Annotated in this window: 19 protein-coding genes; 6 read left to right on the forward strand and 13 right to left on the reverse strand. The window is 59.3% G+C overall.

What is annotated here, in order from left to right; genetic code table 11:
* Window positions 1–151: 151 nt before the first annotated feature.
* The 3 genes from R0140_RS14535 to R0140_RS14545 form a co-directional block, all read right to left on the reverse strand.
* Entirely contained in the window at window positions 152–1,336 is a 1,185-nt protein-coding gene (locus R0140_RS14535; protein ID WP_032739841.1) for a multidrug effflux MFS transporter, read from the reverse strand.
* A gap of 186 nt (window positions 1,337–1,522) precedes the next feature.
* Window positions 1,523–3,133 carry a malate dehydrogenase (quinone) gene (gene mqo, locus R0140_RS14540; protein WP_232685534.1) on the reverse strand — a complete coding sequence of 537 codons (1,611 nt, stop codon included), beginning with the start codon at window positions 3,131–3,133 and terminating at the stop codon, window positions 1,523–1,525.
* 307 nt (window positions 3,134–3,440) lie between these two features.
* A complete protein-coding gene (locus R0140_RS14545) occupies window positions 3,441–4,364 on the reverse strand; it encodes an N-acetylmuramic acid 6-phosphate etherase (RefSeq protein ID WP_046619584.1) in 924 nt (307 codons plus the stop codon).
* A 373-nt stretch (window positions 4,365–4,737) separates the two neighbouring features.
* On the opposite strand from R0140_RS14545, the gene R0140_RS14550 reads away from it, so the two are divergent.
* Window positions 4,738–6,354 carry a sensor histidine kinase gene (locus R0140_RS14550; RefSeq protein ID WP_064176289.1) on the forward strand — a complete coding sequence of 539 codons (1,617 nt, stop codon included), beginning with the start codon at window positions 4,738–4,740 and terminating at the stop codon, window positions 6,352–6,354.
* The gene (gene dcuR / locus R0140_RS14555) at window positions 6,351–7,070 is read left to right on the forward strand and encodes a two-component system response regulator DcuR (RefSeq protein WP_008805043.1); all 720 of its coding nucleotides are present in this window, start codon (window positions 6,351–6,353) and stop codon (window positions 7,068–7,070) included. The genes R0140_RS14550 and dcuR overlap by 4 nt, the downstream gene beginning before the upstream one ends.
* On the opposite strand, the gene R0140_RS14560 is transcribed toward dcuR, so the two are convergent.
* Window positions 7,051–8,001 (reverse strand): FAD:protein FMN transferase, encoded by a 951-nt coding sequence (locus R0140_RS14560; RefSeq protein WP_022066053.1) that lies wholly within the window; start codon window positions 7,999–8,001, stop codon window positions 7,051–7,053. The genes dcuR and R0140_RS14560 overlap by 20 nt on opposite strands.
* A gap of 214 nt (window positions 8,002–8,215) precedes the next feature.
* Window positions 8,216–10,993: a flavocytochrome c gene (locus tag R0140_RS14565; protein WP_032739838.1), complete on the reverse strand. Its 2,778-nt coding sequence runs from the start codon at window positions 10,991–10,993 to the stop codon at window positions 8,216–8,218.
* A 641-nt stretch (window positions 10,994–11,634) separates the two neighbouring features.
* Here R0140_RS14565 and R0140_RS14570 point away from each other — a divergent pair.
* The 3 genes from R0140_RS14570 (at window position 11,635) to R0140_RS14580 (ending at window position 16,634) form a co-directional block, all read left to right on the forward strand.
* Window positions 11,635–13,146, forward strand: a complete 1,512-nt coding sequence (locus tag R0140_RS14570) for an anion permease (protein ID WP_110222354.1) — start codon at window positions 11,635–11,637, stop codon at window positions 13,144–13,146.
* Window positions 13,147–13,200: 54 nt separating this feature from the next.
* Window positions 13,201–14,853: a class I fumarate hydratase FumA gene (gene fumA, locus R0140_RS14575; protein ID WP_040968471.1), complete on the forward strand. Its 1,653-nt coding sequence runs from the start codon at window positions 13,201–13,203 to the stop codon at window positions 14,851–14,853.
* A gap of 164 nt (window positions 14,854–15,017) precedes the next feature.
* Window positions 15,018–16,634, forward strand: coding sequence for a mechanosensitive ion channel family protein (locus R0140_RS14580; protein WP_165455209.1), 1,617 nt, complete (start codon window positions 15,018–15,020; stop codon window positions 16,632–16,634).
* A 501-nt stretch (window positions 16,635–17,135) separates the two neighbouring features.
* Here R0140_RS14580 and pcaC read toward each other — a convergent pair.
* The 6 genes from pcaC to R0140_RS14610 are packed head-to-tail and all read right to left on the reverse strand — an operon-like array spanning window position 17,136 to window position 22,200.
* Complete coding sequence (gene pcaC, locus R0140_RS14585) at window positions 17,136–17,525, reverse strand: 4-carboxymuconolactone decarboxylase (protein WP_008805049.1); 390 nt, start codon at window positions 17,523–17,525, stop codon at window positions 17,136–17,138.
* Window positions 17,515–18,282: a 3-oxoadipate enol-lactonase gene (pcaD, locus tag R0140_RS14590; protein WP_064180786.1), complete on the reverse strand. Its 768-nt coding sequence runs from the start codon at window positions 18,280–18,282 to the stop codon at window positions 17,515–17,517. Before pcaD ends, pcaC begins: the two co-directional genes overlap by 11 nt.
* Entirely contained in the window at window positions 18,272–19,624 is a 1,353-nt protein-coding gene (locus R0140_RS14595) for a 3-carboxy-cis,cis-muconate cycloisomerase (protein ID WP_012968331.1), read from the reverse strand. Before R0140_RS14595 ends, pcaD begins: the two co-directional genes overlap by 11 nt.
* A 9-nt stretch (window positions 19,625–19,633) precedes the next feature.
* Window positions 19,634–20,836 carry a 3-oxoadipyl-CoA thiolase gene (pcaF, locus tag R0140_RS14600; RefSeq protein WP_008805052.1) on the reverse strand — a complete coding sequence of 401 codons (1,203 nt, stop codon included), beginning with the start codon at window positions 20,834–20,836 and terminating at the stop codon, window positions 19,634–19,636.
* A 10-nt stretch (window positions 20,837–20,846) separates the two neighbouring features.
* Window positions 20,847–21,503 carry a 3-oxoacid CoA-transferase subunit B gene (locus R0140_RS14605; protein ID WP_012541879.1) on the reverse strand — a complete coding sequence of 219 codons (657 nt, stop codon included), beginning with the start codon at window positions 21,501–21,503 and terminating at the stop codon, window positions 20,847–20,849.
* Window positions 21,504–21,513: 10 nt separating this feature from the next.
* Entirely contained in the window at window positions 21,514–22,200 is a 687-nt protein-coding gene (locus R0140_RS14610; RefSeq protein ID WP_008805054.1) for a 3-oxoacid CoA-transferase subunit A, read from the reverse strand.
* Window positions 22,201–22,369: 169 nt separating this feature from the next.
* Here R0140_RS14610 and R0140_RS14615 point away from each other — a divergent pair, with 169 nt between their 5' ends.
* The gene (locus R0140_RS14615) at window positions 22,370–23,176 is read left to right on the forward strand and encodes an IclR family transcriptional regulator domain-containing protein (protein ID WP_012541880.1); all 807 of its coding nucleotides are present in this window, start codon (window positions 22,370–22,372) and stop codon (window positions 23,174–23,176) included.
* Here the strand turns inward: R0140_RS14615 and smrA are convergent.
* On the reverse strand, window positions 23,173–23,736 hold the full coding sequence (gene smrA / locus R0140_RS14620) for a DNA endonuclease SmrA (protein ID WP_008805056.1): 564 nt from the start codon (window positions 23,734–23,736) through the stop codon (window positions 23,173–23,175). The genes R0140_RS14615 and smrA overlap by 4 nt on opposite strands.
* A gap of 101 nt (window positions 23,737–23,837) precedes the next feature.
* Window positions 23,838–24,746 carry a LysR family transcriptional regulator gene (locus tag R0140_RS14625; protein ID WP_008805057.1) on the reverse strand — a complete coding sequence of 303 codons (909 nt, stop codon included), beginning with the start codon at window positions 24,744–24,746 and terminating at the stop codon, window positions 23,838–23,840.
* Window positions 24,747–24,798 lie beyond the last annotated feature (52 nt).

Genomic DNA, 24,798 nt, shown 5'->3' on the forward strand with positions numbered 1-24,798 from the left:
TTATCGTTTTTCTTCAGTAATTCAAGGCAGTATAACAATAACCCTCACGTCCGTTTTGACCGCAACCGCTAATTATCGTCAATATTCTCCGCGTTGTCGGTTCGCTTACTCGCCAGCCGGGAAATCAACTTGTCTCTATGAACTCAATTCATTAATCGACGCGCCGATGGAGCCACGCCAAAAGCAGGCTGGCGAGCGTAAAAGCGGCCATGATCCACGCCATCGTCCACGGCGTACCGTCGTGGAGCCATGCCAGCAACAGCGAAGAGATAATGCCGCTGCCATACTGCAGCGAGCCGATCAGCGCCGAAGCGGAACCGGCATATTCACCGGCCTCATCAAGCGCCGCGGCGGTTGAGGTGGCGGCAATCACCCCATTCATTGAAAAGAACAGGAAAATACTCACCACAATCAGCGCCACGCCGCCGATATGCAGACGCACGCCGGCTGCCAGCACGACGACGGCAATCGCCGATACCGCCAGCGCCGCCTTCAACAGCGAACCTAACGCATGGCGCTGCACCAGACGACGATTGACCACGCTCATCAGCATAACCCCAACGATATTGACCGCGAACAGCCAGCCGTAGTGCTGCGGCGCAACGCCGTAATAGCGAATATAGACATCCGGCGAACCGGTGATAAAAGCGTAAGCCGCGACGTAAAAGAAAGTCAGACTGAGGGTATAACGCATAAACGTCCGGTTTTTTACCAACGCGGCGTAATTGCTAAACGCGCTAAGCGGCGATCCTTTCTGCCGACGCTCTGGCGGCAGAGTTTCCGGCAGCCAGCACAAGGCGATAAACATCAGGGCGCCAATCACCACCAGCAGCCAGAAAATAGTGTGCCAACTGGTGAATTTAATCATCTGCCCGCCGATCAGCGGCCCGGCAATCGGCGCAATCGCCATCACGATAGTCAGCGTCGAGAGCATCTGCGCGGCGCGGGTACGAGCAAACAGATCGCGAACCATCGCCCGCGCCAGCATCGGCCCAGTGCAGGCGCCAAGCGCCTGAAACACGCGCCAGAAAACAATCTGATCGATGGTGGTCGACAGCGCGCAGCCGGCGGAGCCGATAATAAATAGCACCATGCCGATGAACAGCGGCGTGCGACGCCCCAGCCGGTCGCTTATTGGCCCCCACACCAGTTGCGCCAGTGCAAAGCCAATCAGAAATCCGGTGATCGTCAGTTCGGCATCACCGTGCAGTTGCGCGGCCATCATCGGCATGGCCGGCAGATAGATATCGGTGGAGAGCGAAGTAAAGGCCATCAGGCCGCTTAAAATCAAAATAAAAAGCGCCCCGCTGGTGGCGCGCTGATGCGATGAAGTCATTATGGTATCCGTTAAGGAGAGGAAAGCGGTGAAGTGACTGGCTATTTTAGCCGTTTCGGGGTAACGGATAATCCCCGGAAATCATAACAGGGTTATGAGCATCATTCATAAATAGCGGCAGGGAAATGTGGATGTAAAAAAGGGAAGACCGTGGTCTTCCCTTTTGTTCACTGCACGAATGTGCTTTTAAAGCGCCATATCGTGCTGCGGCGAGGCCTCGCGCGGCGTCTCTGCCGGCTTGGCGGTCGCGGTAGGCGCAGCCGCTGGCATCTGGATCACCGGCGGTTTCGTCAACTGCAGGGTCGCAGCGGTGTCATCCCAAACCTGCTGGGTCAGCGCCACGTTACCGTTCAGCTTCTGACCGTAGCTCGGCACGATAGCGTGAATACGGCTCTGCCACTCCGGCGAGTTAAACTGCTGCGGGAACATCTGCTTGAGTACGTTCAGGGTGATCGGCGCGGCGGTGGAAGCCCCCGGCGACGCGCCGAGCAGCGCAGAAATCGTTTTCTGCTGATCGACCACCACTTCGGTACCGAGCTTCAGAACGCCGCCCTTCTCCGCGTCTTTCTTGATGATCTGCACGCGCTGACCGGCCTGGATCAATTTCCAGTCTTCTTTACGCGCGTCCGGGTAGTACTCTTTCAGCGCAGCAAAACGGTCATCATCACTGAGCATCACCTGGCTGACGAGATATTTCACCAGATCGAAGTTGTCGAGACCGACGTGGGTCATCGGCAGCACGTTATCGGTGGTGGTGGTGCTGAGCAGGTCAAAGAACGAACCATTTTTCAGGAACTTGGTCGAGAAGGTGGCGAATGGCCCGAACAGCACCACGCGCTTCCCGTCGAGATAACGAGCGTCAAGATGCGGCACCGACATCGGCGGCGCGCCGACCGAAGCCTGACCGTAGACTTTCTCCAGATGCTGCGCGGTGACCGCCGGGTTCTCGGTCATCAGGAACGAGCCGCCCACCGGGAAACCGGCATAGTTATCCGCTTCCGGAATGCCGGTTTTCTGCAGCAGCTTCAGCGCGCCGCCGCCGGCGCCGATAAAGACGTATTTGGCGTCAATAGTCTGCGCGTCCCCGCTCTGCACGTTCTTAATCGTCACGTGCCAGGAGTTGTCAGCATTGCGTTTGAAATCGGTCACCTCGGAGGAGGTTTGCAGGGTGAAGTGGTTATTTTTCTTCAGGCTGCCGATCAGCTGGCGGGTAATTTCGCCGTAGTTGACATCGGTACCCACCGGCGTCCAGGTGGCGGCCACTTTCTGCTGCGGATCGCGACCTTCCATCACCAGCGGCGCCCACTGTTTAATTTGCGCGTGATCGGTGGAGAATTTCATTCCCTGGAATAAGGTGGTCTGCTGCAGCGCGTTATAACGTTTTTGCAGGTAATCCACATTATCGCCCCACACGAAACTCATATGCGGTGTGGAGTTAATAAAGGAGTGCGGGTCGTGCAAAATACCGCGTTTCACCTGTGCCGACCAGAACTGACGGGAAATCATAAACTGTTCGTTAATATCCAGCGCTTTGCTGACGTCAATCGACCCGTCCGCTCGTTCCGGGGTATAGTTCAGCTCCATATTCGCTGAATGGCCGGTACCAGCGTTATTCCAGCCGTTGGAAGATTCCAGGGCCACGCCGTCCAGTTTCTCCACCATGGTCAGGTTCCAGTCCGGCTGCAGCGCCTGCAGCCAGGTGCCGAGCGAGGCGCTCATGATCCCGCCGCCAATCAGCAGGAAGTCGGTCTTTTTAGAGGTATCCGCTTCAGCATGCGTCGCCGCGCTGACGAACATCGCTAATGCGGTAATGGAAATAATCGTTTTTTTCATTGCAGGCATAATAGAATTATCACGTAGCACACGGTAATAAGAGGCAGCATATTAACGCACTTTTACTTTATTTTAAAATATCATTTACACTCTGGCATTTTTAATCAAATAATTATTTAACTTAAAAAAGCAAAGCGAGACATCAAAATGATACCTGGTGAAAAATAAGATCGAAAATTCAGCCTGATTGCTGAGAAAAATAAAAAATAGAGATTTTTTTAGTTAATAAAGCCCAGGCGCGTACGACAATCGCGCGCGCCTGGCTGAGGGGTTAATGAGCGGGAGTGGTCGTGCTGCTGCGCTGTGCTTCGCGCAGGGCGAGACGCAGGTGATTGTGATGTTCCCTCAGCAGCTCGCGCGCGTGCCAGGCATCCAGCCCGCTGAGCAGCATCAGGATCGCGGTGCGGCAGTGCTGATGGCAGCTGGCCAGTGCCGCTTTTGCTTCACTGCGCGTGCAGTCGGTGGCCGCCATGACAATCGCTATCTGCCGCTCCGCCCAGTGCGAATTGTCAGCCTGCACGTCCACCCGCAGATTGCTGTACACCCGACCGTCACGGATGGCGAGCCCGGTCGTCAGCATGTTGACGATCTGCCGCTGGGCCAGTTGAGCCTTCGGATTGGCTAAGCCTGCCACCGCTTCCGGCCCGGTCTGTGGGGCAATAATGATATCCGCCAGTTGCGCCGCCTCGCTGGCCGCCTGCTGAGTGACGACAGCGATAGGGGCCCCCAGCGACCAGGCGTGGCGCATCGCGCCCCACACCCACGGCGTCTTGCCGCTGACGGTCAACGCCAGCAGCATATCGTGGTTGGAAAAGTCCAGCGACTGCAGTTCAAAGGCGCCCAGGTCATAATTATTTGCTGCGGTTTCCCGCTCGGCCATTGCCGCCGTCTGCCCACCGGCAATCAGTCCCACCAGCGCGTGTTTGCCTTCCGGCGAATAGTCGCTGACCGCCTCGATGGCCGTCCGGCCTGACGCTCCAGCGCCGATAATGACCAGGCGCCCTCCCCGGCCCATCGTCGCGGTGGCGACATCAATCAGCCGGGCGATGTCCGGCAGGCAGGCGCCGACCGCCTCCGATATCTGCTTATCATCCTGATGCAGCATCGCCAGCATGTCTGCCGTGGCGAGACGATCGATGTGAGTGGTATCCGGGTGACGGCGGGCCTGCATTGCAGCGGTTAGCGAACTGTTCATAACAACCTCCATTTACAACAGAAAAAGCGCATCTCGGCGTAATCAGCGGCCTGATGCATATCCTTATATTCATCAGGACTATTTAACCTCTGCCGCCACTATAAGTGGAATGTTCTGTGCTTTACCGCCGTCGGGGTCACAGTTTACCCTCCCGACCGCCCCGTCAGGGGGCGATTGTCGGTTATCTGAGCAATCCTGTCTGAGGTCTCATCTTCGCCGCTCGCCGGCATGGCCAGCCAGAAGGATTGTTGGCAGAGCATGTGAAACGGTTTACGTATCGGCTAAACCGCCTCGATTGGCTTTGATTACACGGCTTTATGAAAACCGTCCTATCGGCGATAATATGCCTTCACTGAATCTATCCGGGATCGTCATGAAGGCTTCAGAGCACCCGCCTCGCGTTCGCCAACGCGCCTTACCGTTAAAGCTGAGCACCGCCGTGTCCTTGATGATTGGCAGCGTCATCGGCGCCGTTCTCCTGCTGGTCTATGCCCTGTGGTATATGCAGATCAGCAATGCCACCCGCGACGGTCTGAAAGAGACCGCGCTGGCGGTGGCGCGCACCATGGCCGATATGCCGCAGGTGAAGCGCGGACTGGAGGCGCCCCCGCAGCAGCAGATCATTCAGCCGCTGGCGCAGGCCATCACCCGGCGCAACGACCTACTGTACGCTATCGTCACCGATATGCACGGTATTCGCTATTCGCATCCGGATACCTCTATCATCGGAAAGCGGTTTATCGGCCGGGATATCCTGCCCACGCTGCAGGGAAAAGAGAACGTTGCCATTAACCACGGCGTGCTGGCCCCGGCGCTGCGGGTATTCACCCCGGTGTTCAACGACCAGCACCAGCAAATTGGCGTGGTGGTGGTCGGCATTTCGCTGAGTAAAGTGGACGAACAGATCGCCAACAGCCGCTGGGACGTACTGTTGACCATCCTGTTCAGCGCGCTGGTCTGCGCGCTGGGCACCTGGAGCCTGGTACGCGGTCTGAAGCGCATCCTGCTGGGGCTGGAGCCGCAGGAGATTTCCACCCAGTTTCAACAGCGTCAGGCCATGCTTCACGCCCTGAAGGAGGGCGTCGTTGCCGTCGATGCCCACGGCGAAGTCAATTTGATCAACCCGGCGGCGCAGGAGATCCTCTTTTCCGGCCCGGACAAAACCCTCGCCCACACGCCGCTACTGGCCGACCTGCAGACCGTCTTGCAGAGCGGCGAGCCGATGTACGACCGCGAACTGGGATGCAATGGCCTGTTGCTGATCGGCAATACGGTGCCCATTCGCAACCAGGAATCGGTGGTCGGCGCCATCTGTACCTTCCGCGATAAGACCGAGGTGAGCCAGCTGCTGCAGCGGCTGGATGGCATGATGAGCTATGTGGATGCCCTGCGCACCACCTCTCATGAATTTATGAATAAACTGCACGTGATCCTCGGCCTGCTGAATATGAAAAGCTATGGCAAACTCGAGGAATACGTGCTGCAGACCGCCCACCGCTATCAGGCGGACATCGGCGACATTCAGCACCGTATTAAATCCCCGGTGGTGGCGGGCTTCCTGATAAGTAAAATTCAGCGCGCCACCGAGTGCGGCTTTACGCTGACGCTGGCGGAAGAGAGCCTGGTGCCGGATTGCCCGAACGAGAAGCAGGTCACGGTACTGGTGACGGTGCTGGGCAATCTTATCGAGAACGCGCTGGACGCCATGAGCGGCCAGGCGGAGGGTGAGATCGGCCTGCTGCTGCACTACCAGGACGGCTGGCTAAGCGGTGAAGTGAGCGATGACGGACCGGGGATCCCGGAAAATAATATCGACGCTATCTTTAACAAAGGCTTCTCCACCAAAGGCGAGAATCGCGGCGTCGGGCTGTTTCTCGCCAACCAGCAGCTGCGCGAACTGGGCGGCACCCTCGCCGTCGAGTCGGAACCCGGCGTATTTACCCAATTTTTTGTTCATCTCCCCTGGGATAGTAAAAGGAAACGTGCGTGATAAATGTGTTGATTGTTGACGATGATGCGATGGTGGCCGAACTGAATCGCCTGTACGTGGCAAGAGTTCCCGGCTTTCGTTGCAGCGGGAGCGCTTCGACGCTCAGTCAGGCCCAGGAGATGATTAACGATAAGCAGCGGGAGATCGATCTGGTGCTGCTGGATGTCTACATGCAACAGGACAGCGGGCTGGATCTACTGCCGACCATCCGCGAGTCGGGGCGCGCTATCGATGTCATCATGATCACCTCGGCGGCAGACGCCGCCACGGTGCAGACCGCGATGCATTACGGGGTGGTTGATTACCTGATCAAACCTTTCCAGTTTCCGCGCTTTGAAGAGGCGCTCACCACCTGGCGGGAGAAGCGTAAACTGATGACCGGCCAGCCGTATTACGAACAGGCCGACGTCGACCGTCTGCTGCACGGCGGCGCGCCGGAGGCCAGCGACGCGCGCAAGCTGCCCAAGGGGCTAACCGCGCAAACGCTGCGTACGCTCTGCCAGTGGATTGACGCCCATCCGGACGTTGAATTCTCTACCGATGAGCTGGCGGCGGCCGTAAATATCTCCCGCGTCTCGTGCCGCAAATATCTGATTTGGCTGGCGCAGATCAATATCCTCTACACCACTATCCACTACGGCGCTACCGGGCGACCGGTCTATCGCTACCGCCTGGTCGCCGAACAGTACAGTTTGCTTAAGCAGTACAGTCAATAACCTGATAGCCGCTGTCCAGCGGCGAAAAACGCAGCCGCTGCCGCGATGAGAGAATGATGTCGCGATTTTTGGTGACGAAAATCGCGTCGATATCCTCACGCTGACGCAGCGCTGCGCAGCCCTTCTCTACGCCGAGGCCGAACAGCAGCGTAGTCCAGATATCGCCGTCTAAAGAATCCGTGGAAATCACCGTCACGCTGTCGAGTTCGTTATCCAGCGGATAACCGCTGCGCGGGTCGAGAATATGGTGCCAGCGTTTGCCGTCCTGCTCAAAATAACGTTCATAGGTTCCGGAAGTGACCACCGACTGCCCGTTGATCGTCAGGGAGCCAATCAGCGCCTGCGCGTCGGCAAACGGTTTTTTCAGGCCAATGGTCCATTCGCCGAGGGTATGCACATTGCCGCCGAGATTGATCAGCGCCTTCGCCACCTGCTGCTGACGGAGATAATCGCGCACGCGGTCAGCGATATAGCCTTTGGCGATCGCCCCAAGATCCAACTCCATCCCCGGCTGCTGGAGAAACACACTACAGGTAGTCTCATCGAGGATCACCTCCTGTGGGCGGGTCAGCGCCAGTCGGGCTCTGATATCAGCCGCGTCAGGCACGCTGTGCCCGTGAAAGCCAATTCGCCACAGCTTCACCAGCGGGCCGATGGCAAGATTAAAGGCGCTGTCGCGCACCATGCTGGCGGCTTTGGCGCACTGAATCAGCTGAAAGACCGGGCGACTGACCGTGACCGGATGGCGTCCGGCGGCATGGTTGATATCCATCACCTGCGACTCGGCACGGTTAACGGTAAGCAGATCTTCGTAGCGTTTAATTAACTGAAATACGCGGGAGGCCAGCGCCTCATCGTGGGAATAAAGTTTGAGCAGAATGGGGGACCCCATCAGGACGGCGGAGTAGCTATAGACACGGTTATCGGACATCGGGCTCTCCTTCAGAAGGGATAAGAACCTATCCCAGTAGGCGTAATTGGCGCAGCCAGTTTGAACACGGACAGCGCGCAGAAACCGGAGCGTACACGTAGTACGTGAGGATTTCGAGCACTGCCCAGGTTCAACATGGCAAGCAAAATAGCCCTAATGAGATAGGCTCTAAGCCGGGCGGCAAAAGCACCAGCCCGGCATCAGCAATTACCTGTTATCCTCTGGCACGTTTCGCCGCCTGGTGGCCCGCGAGGGTACCGAAGATGATGATATCCGCGACCGCGTTACCGCCGATGCGGTTGCCGCCGTGGATCCCGCCCACCACTTCACCGGCGGCGTAGGCGCCGCGGATCGGCTGCTGGTCAACGTTCAGCACTTCGCCATCGGTGTTAATGGTCACGCCGCCCATGGTGTGGTGCACCCCGGGGGCGATGCGAATGGCATGGAACGGGCCTTCGTTAATCGGCGCGCGCAGCGCGGTGGTCCGGCCAAACTGTTCATCATGCTGTTTTTCCACTGCCCCGTTGTAACACTCGAGGGTGGCGAGGAAGGCATGGTAATCCATCCCCAGTTTCTCCGCCAGTTCACGCGGGGAGCTGGCGCTGGTGACGAAGCCTTTGGCGATGTACTCATCGGCAGCTTTGTTTTTCGCCCGCACATGCTCGTCAAAGACAATGTACGCATAGTGTTCCGGCAGGGCGATAATCGCCGCCGAGACTTTATCGCGGGTCTCCATTTCGTTAAAGAAGCGGTTCCCCTGCTGGTTAACAAGAATAGCACCGCCGCCGCGAATCGATTCGGAAATCAGGTACGAAGTCTGCTGTTCGACGGTGGGGTGAATCTGAATTTCGCCCATATCCACGGTGCCAGCGCCGATGCGTTCCAGCAGCGCGATACCGCTCCCGGTCGCCCCTTTGTGGTTGGTGGTCACGAAACCGTCGAGGTCCGGACGATACTTCACCACCATCGCGCTGTTGGCGCTGAAGCCGCCGGTGGCCACTACGATGCTTTTGGTCTGCACTTCGATGACTTCTTTTTCGTCGTTGACCAGACGTACACCGCTCACCTCATCCCCGCTCATCAGGATCTCTTCCACCGAGGTATCCAGCAGGACGTCGATGCCGCGTTTGGTGATGTTGCGCACCAGGCCGCTAATCAGATAGCCGCCGACCGCTGATCCGTCGCGCGGACGGTGGGTACGGTCAATGCTCATCCCGCCGGTGGTGGTGATGTCGTTGAGCATAATGCCGCGGTCCGCCAGCCACTCAATGGCTTGCGGCGCATTCTCCACGAAGCGATGCAGCAGCTGCGGGTTGTTTTTGTTGTGGCCGCCCTTCAGGGTTTCCTGATAGAACAACTCTTTACTGTCCTGAATACCTTTGACCCGCTGGAAGCGAGTTTCCGCAGCGTTCATCCCGGCGGAAGCCTTGATGGTGTTGCCGCCAATGGTCGGCATTTTTTCGACGATCAGGACGCTGGCGCCTTCGTCGTGAGCCTGAATGGCTGCCGCCAGGCCGGCGCCGCCGCTGCCGACCACCACCACGTCATAACTTTTCGGCGCGGCGTCATTGCCGCCCTCTTCCGCTGCCAGCGCTTTGCTGGATTTCAGCATCGCTTTAGCGACCGCTTTTTTCACCGCTTCGCTCTGGCTGGTGGCACCGGAAATGGCGTCCACGTGCGGGGTGTTGGCGGTCAGAATACGTTCGCGGATCTCTTCGAAGCTGGTGGTGAACTCGACGGTCTGCACCGGGCTCGCCGCCAGTTCAATATCGGCAATATGATCATTTTCGAGGCTAACGTTGATCACCAGTTCATTGGCGTCATCCTGAACGGTTTCAACAAACATCCCCGGCTTAAATTTAGCGTCGCCCATGCTCATGTCGCGGATCATCGCTTCCACCAGCGAGAAGCGCCACAGCGGTTCCGGAATGTGCAGCGCCTCGCGCTGGGTGCTGTCGATAAACAGCTCCAGCTCTTCACCGGCGGCGATGCGTGCCGCCCAGTCCGGATAGGCGATGCAGGCGCGGCCCACGGCGATCAGGTCATAACCGTGATCGAGGCCCAGCTCGGCATCAGCAACGTTAACCACCCCGCCGACGCCCATCACCGGCACCTGGGCGAGGGTTTCAGAGCGCATCGCGCAGTATTTCTCGATCAGCGGTGTTGGATCGCTGGTATCGACGATAGAGGGACGCAGGGTCGCGCCCACCGAGAAGTGCAGATAATCGACACCGCGGGCAGCCAGCTTTTCCAGCAGATACATGGTGTCGTCGAAGCGGATCCCCGGGACCTCCATCTCTTCCGGCGAGAAGCGATAGCCGATGATAAAGGCATCGTCAGCGTACTGGCGGGCCATTTTGTGGGTGATGTCGAGGACCGCCAGCGGGAAACGGGCGCGATTGTCGCGGCTACCGCCCCACTCGTCGTCGCGCTGGTTGGAGTTCGGCGAATAGAACTGCTGGATAAGGTAGGTGTTGGCGCCGTGAATTTCGACGCCGTCGAAGCCGGCGAGAATGGCGCGACGGACGCCGTCGCCAAACTTGGCGATCATCCCTTCCACTTCTTCTCCGCTCAGCGCCCGCGGCATCGCGGCGCCCTCACGCGGCGCGGCAATAGCGCTTGGCGCCACCGGCTGGCGCCCCCCGATCAGCTGCGGGTCGACCATGCGTCCGCCGTGATAGATCTGCAGAATCGCTTTTGAACCTTGCGCTTTGATCGCCTCGGCGATTTTCGCCAGGCCGGCAATTTTTTCATCATTATCGATGCCGATCGCGCCCGGGAAGGCCAGGCCGTAGTCATCAATAAAGCAGCACTCGACAATAATGGTGCCGATGCTGCCGGCGCGAGCGCGATAGTACTCCACCAGCTCGCTGGTGACAGTCCCATCGAAATAACCGGTGCAGGTGGTCATCGGCGCCATGAGCAAACGGTTTTTCAGCTCCGTACCATTTGGTAAAGTAAATGGCTGCAGAATTCGTTCGTTACTGGTCATAAGTTACGCTCCAGATTTTAAAATATTAAAAACTCAGAATGGGGTGACGGAATCATTAATGGTTTTGGTTTTTTAATTCCTGTTGTCATGCCAATAATATAGCGTGTTTTTTAGTTACTAAATCAATTACGTTAGTTATAAAACTATTTAACCCCAACAATAACATCGCTACCTCTATTGTATTATTAAAATAATAAATAGCATTTACATAATACAAATGCACGATAACATTTTAGATACTTATGTTAACATTAAAAACGATCGCAAATTTCAATAAAACCATTTATTTTCATGCAGTTACGAAAATAATGGATAAATTCAGCATTAAATGTTCATTTTTATTTTAACATTTATCGATATTTTAGCCAAATTAACACCTCATCATATAGGGTTATACTGATAATAAAAAAATAGTGAAATCACCTGCTTTTCTTGATCTCGATCAATTGCAACGGCCATTGAAAGCGCAATATATAAATAACCAACAAATTTAATTTAACGCCCAGACAAACGCGTTAAATAAACGCCCTGACGATACTCAGAAACGAAAAATAAAAACTAAAGTAACTTTTGTAATTAAAGAAATCACTGAGCATGTCGCTGGCGTAAACGCTATTTTCAACAACTTGCAGATACTCATTATGAAAGAGAAAAAGACAACCATACCGCCTGCCGGTGCAGTCAATCCAACGACTGCGACTAAAAAACGTCTCCTGATGATGGCGCTGCCGATTATCGTTGCCGTACTGTTATTGTTCGTTCCGGTCCCGGACGGCCTGCCGCCGTACGCCTGGCACTACTTCGCCATCTTCGTCGGGGTGATCGTCGGGTTAATTTTTGAACCGCTGCCTGGCGCCGTTATCGGCATCACCGGCGTGGTGGTGATCGCCCTCTGTAGCCAGTGGCTGTTGTTCAGCCCGGAACAGATGGCCGCCCCGAGCTTCAAGCTGGCCGGCGCCTCCTTTAAATGGGCGGTGAGCGGCTTCGGCAACTCCACGGTCTGGCTTATCTTCGGCGCCTTTATGTTCGCCGCCGGCTACGATAAAACCCAGTTTGGCCGCCGCCTGGCGCTGATCCTGGTGAAATATCTTGGCCGTCGCAGCCTGACGCTGGGCTACGCCATCACCTTCGCTGACCTGTTGCTGGCGCCGTTTACGCCGTCTAACACCGCACGCAGCGGCGGTACCATCTACCCGATTATTGCCAACCTGCCGCCGCTGTACGGTTCAAAACCAAACGACCCGAGCGCGCGTAAAATCGGTTCCTATCTGATGTGGGTGGCGATCACCGCCGCCTGTATCACCAGCTCGATGTTCCTGTCAGCGCTGGCACCGAACCTGCTGGCCCTGGCGCTGGTAAAAAGCATCGTCGGCATCAACATCTCGTGGGGGACCTGGTTCATCGCCTTCCTGCCGCTCGGTGTCCTGCTGATCCTGACTATGCCGCTGCTGGCTTACTGGTTCTATCCGCCGGAAGTGAAAATCAATAACGAAGTGCCGCTGTGGGCCGCGCGTGAGCTGGAAAAACTGGGCAAACTGTCGCGCAATGAAATTCTGCTGCTGGTGTTCGTCTGCTTCGCGCTGATGATGTGGATCTTCGCCGCCGACTGGATTGAACCGGCGCTGGCCGCCCTGCTGGTTATCGTGCTGATGCTGTGGACCGGCGTGATCTCCTGGAGCGACATCACCAACAACAAAGCGGCGTGGAACACCTTTGTCTGGTTTGCCACCCTGGTGGCGCTGGCCGACGGCCTCTCCTCCACCGGTTTCATCGCCTGGCTGGGTAAAGAGGGCGGCGCGCTGATGGGCGGTATCTCCCCAGGCGTGGCGACCATCGTCCTGCTGCTGGCGTTCTACCTGCTGCACTACCTGTTTGCCAGCACCACCGCGCACACCACTGCCCTGCTGCCGGCCATGCTGACTATTGCGGCCACCATTCCGGGTATGAATATGGAAGTGTTCGTCCTGCTGATGGTCACCTCGCTGGGCGTGATGGGGATTATCACCCCGTACGGTACTGGCCCAAGCCCAATCTACTACGGCAGCGGCTACCTGCCGACCAAAGACTACTGGCGCCTCGGCACCATCTTTGGCGCCATCTTCCTGGCCGCCCTGCTGCTGATTGGCTATCCGTGGATGTCCATGATGTTCTGATTCATAACCGCCGGGACCACCCCGGCGGTTTTTATCTTTATGGAGTAAGTGACTATGTCGACTAAACCGTTTGTTTATCAGGATCCGTTCCCGCTGGCGCACGACGATACCGAATACTATCTGCTCAGCAAAGAGCACGTCTCTGTCGCCGAATTTGACGGCCAGCCGGTTCTGAAAGTAGAGCCGCAGGCGCTGACCCTGCTCGCCCAGCAGGCCTTCCACGACGCCGCCTTTATGCTGCGCGTCTCCCATCAGCAGCAGGTCGCCTCGATTCTGCTCGACCCGGAAGCTAGCGAAAACGACAAATACGTGGCGCTGCAGTTCCTGCGCAACTCCGAAATCGCCGCCAAAGGTATTCTGCCGACCTGTCAGGATACCGGCACCGCTATCATCATGGGTAAAAAAGGCCAGCGCGTCTGGACCGGCGGTGGCGATGAAGCCGCCCTGGCGCAGGGCGTTTACAACACCTATACCGAAGATAACCTGCGTTACTCACAGAACGCGCCGCTGGATATGTATAAAGAGGTCAACACCGGCACCAACCTGCCGGCGCAGATCGATCTCTACAGCGTCGACGGTGACGAATATAAATTCCTGTGCATGGCGAAAGGCGGCGGTTCCGCCAATAAAACCTATCTCTATCAGGAAACCAAAGCGCTGATCACTCCGGCGAAGCTGAAAAACTATCTGGTCGAGAAGATGCGTACCCTCGGGACCGCCGCCTGCCCGCCATACCATATCGCGTTTGTGATCGGCGGCACCTCGGCAGAAGCGACGCTGAAGACCGTGAAGCTGGCCTCCACCCGCTACTACGACGGCCTGCCGACCGAAGGCAACGAGCACGGTCAGGCGTTTCGCGACGTCCAGCTGGAGCAGGAGCTGCTGCAGGAAGCGCAGAACCTCGGCCTCGGCGCGCAGTTTGGCGGGAAATACTTCGCTCACGATATCCGGGTGATCCGTCTGCCGCGTCACGGCGCCTCCTGCCCGATCGGCATGGGCGTCTCCTGCTCCGCCGACCGCAACATCAAAGCCAAAATCAACCGCGACGGCATCTGGATCGAGAAGCTGGAGAGCAATCCGGGGAAATATATCCCTGAACATCTGCGTCAGCAGGGTGAAGGCAATGTCGTCAGCATCAACCTGAATCAGCCGATGAGCGAAATCCTGGCGCAACTGTCGGCGCACCCGGTCTCCACGCGCCTGAGCCTCAACGGCACCATCATCGTGGCCCGCGACATCGCCCACGCCAAGCTAAAAGAGCTTATTGATAACGGCGAGGCGCTGCCGCAGTACGTCAAAGATCACCCGATCTACTACGCGGGCCCGGCGAAGACGCCGACCGGTTATGCCTCCGGCTCCCTCGGTCCGACCACCGCAGGCCGCATGGATTCCTACGTCGATCTGCTGCAGTCGCACGGCGCGAGCATGGTGATGCTGGCGAAAGGCAACCGCAGCCAGCAGGTGACCGATGCCTGCCATAAACACGGCGGCTTCTACCTCGGCAGCATTGGCGGCCCGGCAGCAGTGCTCGCCCAGCAGAGCATTAAGAGCCTTGAGTGCGTGGCCTATCCGGAACTGGGGATGGAAGCTATCTGGAAAATCGAAGTGGAAGATTTCCCGGCGTTTATTCTGGTTGATGATAAAGGTAACGACTTCTTCCAGCAGATCCAGAATAAGCAGTGTGCCGGCTGTCAACAGCACGGCTAACGCTCACTTCTGACGCTGATATCAGGCCGTCGCCGTTTGGGCGACGGCTTTTTTTATGCCCACGCCGCGCCAGCTTGAATTCATTTCGCGCCAGGCTATGCTCAACTACAAGCCGTCCGTTGTTTGCTGAAAAATAACAATAATTCTCTTTCTCAGGTGCCTCTATGAACAGGATGAGCGTGGTGATCCTCTGGGCGCTGGCGCTGCTGGTGCTAAAGCCGGCGCTGGCTGCCGAACCGAGACAGCAGCCGACCGCCCGCGAGCAGGCACGCACAGTCACGATTTTCCATCAACCTGTCGTCATGTTGCAGGCTACTTTCGGCCAGACCACGCCCGAAGAGCGCGTCCTGCGTACCCGCAGCGCCTTACGCGCCTTTACTGAAGACGATATTCGCCAACCGCTGCGGGTCGTTGCGGTCAACCGCTATGGTCAGCCGGGCCGGCTGTTTCTGATGAACGGCAAACCGGTGCTGCTGCTGAGCCAGGCGGATCTCGATGAGGGCGATGATTTAACCCTCGACCAGGCGGCCCAGCGGGTGCTGGCGCGAATGGAGGCCCAGCGCACCAGCCTGCAGGAACAGTTCAACGACCGTTATCTGCTGCTTTCAGCCGGCAAAGCGCTGGCCGGAGGGCTGCTGCTGGCGCTGTTTTACTACGGCGCCTTCCGCGCCTGGCGGCGGGTGCGGCGCTTTTTCCTGCTGCGGATCCTTGAAAAACGCAGCGCCATCCCGCAGCACTGGCGGCGCTATCTCGGCAATATTGAAGTTCGACTCTATGCTGTGCTGGTCATTCTCGTCGGCATGCTGGCCAGTTATCTCTGGCTGAGCTGGGCCTTCAGCCTGTTTCCCTGGACACGGGTGTGGAGTGAATCGCTGGGTGACTGGTCGCTGGGCGTGATCCGCGATCTCTCCCTGTCGATTGTCGCCTCCCTGCCGGGGCTGATGATCGTGGTGCTTATTTTCCTGATCACCTGGCTCATCATTCGCCTGGTGAAAGTGGCTCTCGACCAGGTCGCCGCCGGCCGCATTCAGGTGCCGGGCATCCATCCGGAAACCGTCAGCGCCACCCGCCGGTTGATCTCGGTGGTCATCTGGCTGTTTGCCCTGTCCGCCGCCTACCCGTTCCTCCCCGGCGCCAACTCCCTCGCCTTCAAAGGCATTAGCGTGTTCTTCGGCCTGATGCTGACTCTCGGGTCGACCGGGGTGATGACCCATGCGATGAGCGGCCTGGTGCTGATCTACTCCCGGGCGCTGCGCAAAGGCGACTGGATCCGCCTCGCCGACAATGAGGGACAGGTCAGCGAGATTGGCGTGCTGGCGACCAAGATCCTCACCCGTGAGAATTACATTGTCACCGTCCCGAACGCCGTGGTGGTGAGCGGGAAAATTATTAATCTCAGTGCCGAGAGCACCGACGGCGGGTTCAATCTCACCACCAGCGTCACCATCGGCTACGATACGCCGTGGCGTCAGGTGCATGCGCTGCTGGAGCTGGCGGCAAGACGCACCCCTGGGGTGGATCAACAAATCGCCCCGATAGTTCGCAAGCTGGGGTTGCTTGACTGGTACACCGCGTATGAGCTGCAGGTGCACTTGCTCCCCACAACTAAGCTGCCGGATGGCCGCAACGCGTTGCATAGCAGTATTATTGATGTGTTTAACGAATTCGGCGTGCAGATTATGTCGCCGAACTTTGTGATGCAGCCCAAGGCGGCGGTGGTGGTGCCGCAGGAGGCCTGGTACGCCGCCCCAGCCGTCGCGCCGCAGGAGCCTGAGAAATAAGGGCTAATATAGCGGCATTTCCGCCGGGTGGCGGCTTCACCGCTGAGCAAGAACAGCCAGCGCAGAGCCGCGTTTGTGCCGGGCGGTGGCTAACGCCTTGCCCGGCCTACGGATCGTGCGACCTGTCACTCATTTACCCACTTGCGCGACTGAAACTGCCGATGCTGGCGGCCTCAAAATCGCTGAGACGTTCCCGGCAGGCCGGGGCAGCCTGCAGGGATAAGTCGAAGGCACCACGCAGTGGCGATTTTGCTGGCCGGAGCCCGGGGGTACAGGGGGCGGTGGCGACTGGCCGCCCCCTGTGCGCTCCCTGCGCCATAAGAGACATAACGCAGAAGATCAACCGGGAGCGCAATCTGCCCGGAATTAACATAGAAGTTGTAGCCCTGCCAAACATAGTGCGAACAGGGACATTTCCGGTTGTGCCGTTATTTCGCCGGGTGGCGGCAACGCCTTACCCGGCCTACAACGACTGCCGGGCAATCCGACTCGGACGACGACTCAACCCTGCGCGGCGTCGATGTCGTCAAACACCTGCTGCGCCAGATGCATCGTGGCATTCGCCGCCGGCAGCCCACAATACAGCGCAGAGTGCATGATCAACTCTTTCAGCTCATCGCGGGTGACCCCGTTGTTAAACGACGCGCGCAGATGCATCTTCAGCTCCGCCTCGCGATTGAGAGCAATCAGCATGGCAATGGTGATCATGCTGCGGGTGTGGTGGTCGAGCCCCGGACGGGTCCAGGTCTCACCCCAGGCGTAGCGGGTAATAAAGTCCTGAAACTCATCATTCAACGGCGTCAGATGCTGCAGCGTACGGTCGACGTGGGCGTCGCCCAATACTTTGCGCCGTACCGTCATTCCGTCCTGATAGCGCTGTTTATCCTCCATGGCGTTCCCCCTGGAAAAAGCTTAGCAGCGCCGAAGTAAAGCTTTTCGGCGCCTCAATGTTTGATAGATGCGATGCCGCCAGCACCACCACCTGGGAAGCGGGGATCTGCTGCTGCAGGAAACTGGCGTCACTGACCGTAGTGACAGGGTCACTTTCACCGGCGATAATTAATGTCGGCAGCGGGATCTGCCCCACTTCGCCCCGCAGGTCGGCGGCGGCCAGCGCCTCGCAGCAGGCGGCATAGCCTTCGATGTCGGTATGGGTTAACTGGTGGCATAGCGCCTCCACCACCTCCGGCGCCTTCTGGCGAAACGCATGAGTGAACCAGCGATCCGCCGCCCCGGCGGCCACCACCGCCATTCCCTCCTGGCGTACCGCCCGCGCCCGCGACAGCCAGCTGGCCTGATCGCCAATGCGCGCCGCGGTGTTGGCAACGGCCAGACCATAAAAACGTTCTGGCGCAAAGCGTCCCAGCCACAGGCCGGTCAGACCGCCCATCGAGATCCCGCAGAACCAGGCGCGGTCGATATTCAGGTGATCGAGCAGCGCAATCACATCTTCCCCCAGCTGGGCGAGGGTCACTTTGCCATTTTTCGTCGTATTACCGTGACCGTGGGTGTCATAGCGCAGCACCCGAAAATGGGCGGTTAACGCCTCGATCTGCGGCTGCCACATCGCCCGGGTGGTGCCCAGCGAGTTGGAGAGGACGATAACCGGCGCGCCCTCCGGCCCGTCGAGTTGATAATCAAGATTCATCACGTTGCTCCTGATAACGCGCCAGCACCTGGCGCACAAAGCGTTCGGCGCTGCCGGTCGCCGTTGCCGGGTCCAGCAGCGTGGTTAAGCGTTCACGAGAGAGATACTGACTGACCTGTGGGTCAGCCGCGAGCAGATCGACCAGCGGAGAGTGACGGTCCAGCGCCTGACGGCACAGCGCCTCGATATGATGATGCGCCTCGGCTTTGCCGATGAATTCCGCCAGCGCCAGGGTCACCGCCTCGGCCATGATCAGCCCGTGGGTGATATCGAGATCGGCACGCATTTTCTGCGGGAAGACCTGCATATCGCGCACCAGCGCTTCACTTTGCGCCAGCGCCCCGCCCACCAGAGTAATCAGATCCGGCAGCGTCTCCCACTCCGCCTGCCAGCCGCCCAGCGCCCGCTCGTGCTGCTGGAGCTGGCTGGCGTAGAGGGTCGCCATCAGCCCCGGCGTACGCTGGGCGGCGGTCAGGATCGCCGCGCAGGCCACCGGATTGCGCTTATGCGGCATCGTCGATGAGCCGCCGCGGCCTTCCGCCACCGGCTCGCCGACCTCAGCCACTTCGGTCTGCATCAGCAGGGAGAAGTCGTTAGCGAATTTCCCCAGGGTACCGCAGACACCGGCAAACCAGGCGCCCGCCTCCAGCAGCCGATCGCGCTGGCTGTGCCACGGGGTATCCGGCAGCGACAGACCGAGGATCTGCGCCAGCGCCTGGCCAACCGCCGGCCCTTTCTCTTTTAGCGCGTCAAGAGTGCCCGCGGCGCCGCCAAACTGCAGCACCAGCAGCCGCGGACGCATCTCGCGCAGCCGCTGCTGCCAGCGCAGGAGCGCGTCGAGGGTGCCCGCCAGCTTCAGGCCAAAGGTCACCGGCAGCGCATGCTGCATCCAGGTCCGACCCGGCATGACAGTATCGCGATAACGATCCGCCTGGAGAGCCAGGGCAGCCAACAGCTGCTCAAGCAAGGTCTCAGCGGCATCCAGCGCCCCGCGCAGCTGGAGCACCAGTCCGGTGTCGATGGCGTCCTGACTGGTGGCTCCCCAGTGGACGTAGCGCGCAGCCTCGGGATCTCGCGCTTTTACCTGTACCGTCAGCTGTTTCACCAGCGGGATCGCCAGGTTACCGGCCCCCACCGCCGCCTCGCCCAGCGCGGCAAAATCGATGGTCTCGTGGCGGCAGGCCGCGACAATCGGCCCGACCGCTTCCGGCGGCACCATCCCGCAGACGGCCTGCGCCTGCGCCAGCGCCGCTTCAAAATCCAGCATGCCCTGCACCCGCTGCGCGTCGCTGAACCAGTCGGTCAGCGGACTGCTGCGCAGCATTGGGGTCAACAAACTCATTCTGGCTCCTTAAACACGTTCAATAATCAGGGCGATCCCCTGTCCGACGCCGATGCACATGGTGCACAGGGCGTAGCGGCCGCCGGTCCGTTTCAGCTGATAAGCCGCGGTCATCGCCAGCCGGCCGCCGGAGGCACCGAGCGGGTGGCCCAGCGCGATCGCCCCGCCGTTAGGGTTCACGTGGGCGGCATCATCCGGTAAGCCCAGATCACGGGTCACCGCCAGCGCCTGAGCGGCGAAGGCTTCATTCAGTTCGATGACATCCATCTGGGCTAATGTCAGGCCGGTCTGCGCCAGCACCTTACGCACCGCGGGCGCCGGGCCAAAGCCCATGATCCGCGGCGCAACACCCGCCGTCGCCACGCCGACCACCCGGGCCAGCGGTTGAAGATCGTGAGCCGCCAGCGCCGTCTCGCTGGCCAGCAGCAGCGCACAGGCGCCATCGTTAACGCCGGAGGCGTTACCGGCGGTGACGCTGCCGTCGGCGCGCACCACGCCGCGCAGTTTAGCCAGCGCCTCCAGCGAGGTACTGCGCGGGTGCTCATCGCGGCTAAACAGCAGTGGCTCGCCTTTACGCTGCGGCACCTGGACGGCGATCAGCTCATCGGCGAAACGCCCCGCCTCCTGCGCCGCGGCGGTACGCAGTTGACTGCGTAAGGCGAACGCGTCCTGATCGGCACGGGAAATGGCAAACTCATCGGCGACGTTTTCCGCCGTCTCCGGCATGGAATGCACGCCGTACAGGGCTTTCATCTGCGGGTTAATAAAGCGCCAGCCGATGGTGGTATCCTCCATCTGCATGCTGCGGCTAAAGGCGCTCTCTGCTTTCCCCATCACAAACGGCGCGCGGGACATGCTCTCCACGCCGCCAGCGATCATCAGCTGCGTCTCGCCGCTTTTAATCGCCCGCGCCGCGACGCCGATCGCATCGAGGCTGGAACCGCACAGGCGGTTGATGGTGCTCCCGGGCACGCTCTCCGGCAGCCCGGCCAGCAGCAGCGCCATCCGCGCCACGTTGCGGTTATCTTCCCCGGCCTGGTTGGCGCAGCCAAAGATCACATCGTCAATGCGCGAGGGATCCAGTCCCGGGTTACGCTCCAGCAGGGCTTTTAATGGCAGCGCCGCGAGGTCGTCGGCGCGCATCGTCGCCAGGGTACCACCGAAACGGCCAAAGGGTGTACGTACCGCATCACAGATAAATGCCTGATTCATCATAGGTTCCTTACGCGCTTTCCGCCAGTTGTTCAAAGGTCAGCGCCACCGGAGTGATGCGCTGCAGCTCTTCAAAAGAGAGACCGTTAAAGATTTCACGTACCACCGGGCCGCGGTCGGTGATGTCGATCACCGCCAGGTCGGTATAGATCCGGCTGACGCAGCCGACGCCGGTCAGCGGGTAGCTGCACTGCGCCACCAGCTTGCACTCGCCGTCACGGGTCAGGTGGTCCATCATCACGAACACCTGACGGGCGCCGATGGCCAGATCCATCGCCCCGCCAACGGCCGGGATCGCATCCGGCGCACCGGTACTCCAGTTGGCGAGGTCGCCGCTGGCGGAAACCTGATAGGCCCCCAGCACGCAGATATCGAGATGGCCGCCGCGCATCATGGCGAAGGAGTCGCCGTGGTGGAAATAGCAGCCGCCCTGCAGGAGGGTGACATACTCTTTACCGGCATTGATCAGCTCGGGATCTTCTTCCCCGGGCTGTGGTTTCGGCCCCATCCCCAACAGGCCGTTTTCGCTGTGCAGGAACACTTCTTTGTCGGCAGGCAGGTAATTGGCAATGCGGGTCGGCAGGCCGATGCCGAGGTTGACGTAAGCGCCTTCGGGAATATCGCGGGCCACGCGCTGGGCCATTTCGTCACGGGTCAGTTTTTGCATCTCGGGATCCTCAGGCGCGTTGTGCGGCAGTCAGGTTTTCCAGCGAGAAGACACGCTGGACGAAAATGCCGGGGGTGATGATGTGTTCCGGGTCGAGGTCGCCCAGCGGCACCAGCTGCGAGACCTCGACGATGGTGGTTTTCGCCGCCGTCGCCATGATCGGGCCAAAGTTGCGCGCCGCCTTGCGATAGACCAGGTTGCCCCAGCGGTCGCCCTGATGGGCCTTAATGAGCGCGAAATCGGCTTTAATCGGATATTCCAGCACGTAATGGCGACCATCGATTTCCCGCGTCTCCTTGCCTTCCGCCAGCGGTGTGCCGTAGCCGGTGGGGGTAAACACTGCCCCCAGCCCGGCGCCAGCCGCCTGGATCCGCGCCGCGAGGTTACCCTGCGGCACCAGCTCCAGCTCCACTTTGCCGCGGCGATAGAGGTCATCGAAAATCTGGGAATCCACCTGGCGCGGGAAGGAGCAGATCATCTTGCGTACTCGCCCGGCTTTCAGCAGCGCCGCGAGACCCACTTCCCCGTTGCCGGCGTTGTTATTAATGATGGTCAGGTCGCGGGCGCCCTGGTCAATCAGGGCGTCAATCAGAAAGGTCGGCTGGCCGGCGGGACCAAAGCCGCCGATCATAATAGTCGCCCCGTCGTGGATCCCGGCGATGGCCTCGCTCAGCGTCGATACGCTTTTATCAATCATCAGGTCGCTCCAGTGATGTGCGGTAATCGCACTTTTATTCGTTGTTCGCACAAAATGTGACCCGCTTAACGATGTCGGTCAAGGGCGATAATCGAAATATGGTGCGATAATCGAACATCGGTTATCTTTAGCGAAAGAATGTGATCGATGGCAAATATGGGGAACAGAAATGGACAAGCATCCAGACGATTTACTGACCGGCGACGGCGATCCGTTTAAGGGCGATCCTAACTTTATGGCCTCCCTGGCGCGCGGCCTGGAGGTGATTCAGGCGTTCACGCCGCAGCGGCCCCTGCTGTCTATCTCGCAGATCAGCCAGAAGACCGGCATTCCGCGCGCGGCGGTGCGCCGCTGCCTGTATACCCTGAGCAAGCTGGGGTTCGTGTATGCCGAAGACGGTAAGAATTTCCAGCTGCGACCGCGGATCCTGGCGCTGGGCCACGCCTGGCTGGCCTCGACGCCGCTGGCGCGTTCGGCGCAGCCGGTGCTGCGACATCTGAGCGAAATGCTCAACGAGTCCTGCTCCATCGCCACCCTCGACGGGGACGATATTCTGTATATCGCCCGCGCCTCCAGCTCGCGGATTATGACCATCGACCTGGATATCGGCAGCCGCCTTCCGGCCTGGGCGACCTCGATGGGCCGGGTGCTGCTCAGCCATCAGCCGGAGGAGAAGCTCAACGACATGCTGGCTCGGGTGACCATGATCCGCTACACCCCGCAGACGGTGGATTCGGTGGCGAAGCTGCGCACAGAACTGAAACGGGTGCATCAGCAGGGGTATGCCCTCAACGACCAGGAGCTGGAGATGGGCCTGCGCTCCCTCGCGGTACCGCTGTTTAACGCTCAGGGGCAGGTCCAGGCGGCGCTGAACGTTGGGGTGCATGCGGGCCAGATGTCGGCCCGCGAGATGATCGATCGCGTGCTGCCGGAGCTGCAAAAAGCCGCCCGCGAGCTGACGCTGCTTCTGCGCTAACGACTGCGCTTGGCGTGCTGCTCCCAGGTCTCCTGCTTCGCCTCGGCCGATTTACGCAGCGCGACATAGCAGGCGCCGCTGCCGCCATGATGTGGAAGCGCGGCGCAGAAGGCCTGCACCTCCGGCAGCTCTTCCAGCCAGCGCGCCAGATAGCTGCGGATAATATTGGCGTGAGACTGGTCGTCGCGGCCTTTGCCGTGAACGATCAGCACATTACGTAACCCCTCTTTCTGCGCCTGCACCATAAAGGCGAAGAGCATCTGTCGGCACTGTTCCACCGGCTGGCGCAGCAGGGAGAGGCTCGCCTGCTGGCTGTATTTCCCCCGCCGCAGCTTATCCAGCACGCCGCTCTGCAGCCCTTCACGCTTAAACTCCAGCGGCGTGGCGAGCGGCACGATATCGAGATAGCCGGTGGTGAGAAAATTATCCAGTTGCAGGGTATCGACGCGCTGCGGGGCCCGGCTGTTGCGCCCGGGATGCCAGTGCACGTCATTTTTACGTTTCAGAGGCTGGACATCTTCCATGGCGTCAAGAAACAGGGATTTGTCATCAAGGTTCATGGGCTCTCCTCCAGCGGCTGTCGCCAGCTACTATAGCCGCCCGGCGCTCCCCCCTCAACGCGTTTAGCCGCGTTCGCTGGCAAAGTGAGCGCGACGGGCGATTAAGGAAACAATTGTCGGCTTTGGCGGCGAAACAGCGTGATTAACGACGCCGTTAATGGCGTCTGCCGGGTATCGCGCCGCTGGATCAGATAATAGGTGGCCGTCGGCAAGACGTCGCGGACAGGGATCATCACCAGCTTGTCCGCCATCAGCGGATCGTTGCCGAGCTCCACCGGCAGGATGCTGAGAAAATCACTTTTCACCACCAGGCTAATGCACGACGAGAAGGTTTCGCAAACAATATCTACCTTAGGCGCTAACCCGGCCTGATTAAGCCGGTCCTGCAGCTGTTTAAAGTAGCTGCCGCGCGGCGTCGGCATGGTCCAGTGGTGATCCATCAACTCCCCCAGCGAGGTGGCCTGCGCCGCCGGATGTCCCGCGCGGGCAAACACCGCGAACGGTTTCTCAAACAGTTTCTCAAAGCTGAACTCATGGTCGTACGGCCCGGGGTAATAGGTATTGATGGTGAAATCCAGCTCTCCCTGGCGCAGCTCATTGATCATCGCCAGCAGCTGGCCCTCCATGATCCGCACCTTTACCTGCGGATGCTGCTGATGAAAGCGACAGATCACCGACGGCATCAGCGACCGGGCGACGCTGGCGCCAAGGCCAATATTAATTTGCCCGGCCTGCTCGCCCTGACGCTGCAGCAGTTCGTCCTGCGCCGCCCGCAGCTCCTCAAGGATCAAGCTCGCATGTTGGTAAAAGCTTTCGCCGTTTTCGGTCAGCGCCACCCCCTGACTGCGGCGCACGAACAGCTGGGCGGAAAGCCCCTCCTCCAGCTCTTTAATCGCTTTGGTCAGGGCCGGCTGCGAGACCGCCAGCGCCCGGCTGGCACCGCGAATACTCCCTTCCCGGGCCACTTCGACGAAGGCGCGGATATGATGAAATTTAATCTGAAATGCCATGCTTTCGGTGATAACCACTGTTTATCAGACAGAAGAAATTCACATCTACTGT

The sequence above is a fragment of the Klebsiella sp. w6 genome, assembly GCF_033100215.1.
GTDB lineage: Bacteria > Pseudomonadota > Gammaproteobacteria > Enterobacterales > Enterobacteriaceae > Klebsiella > Klebsiella variicola.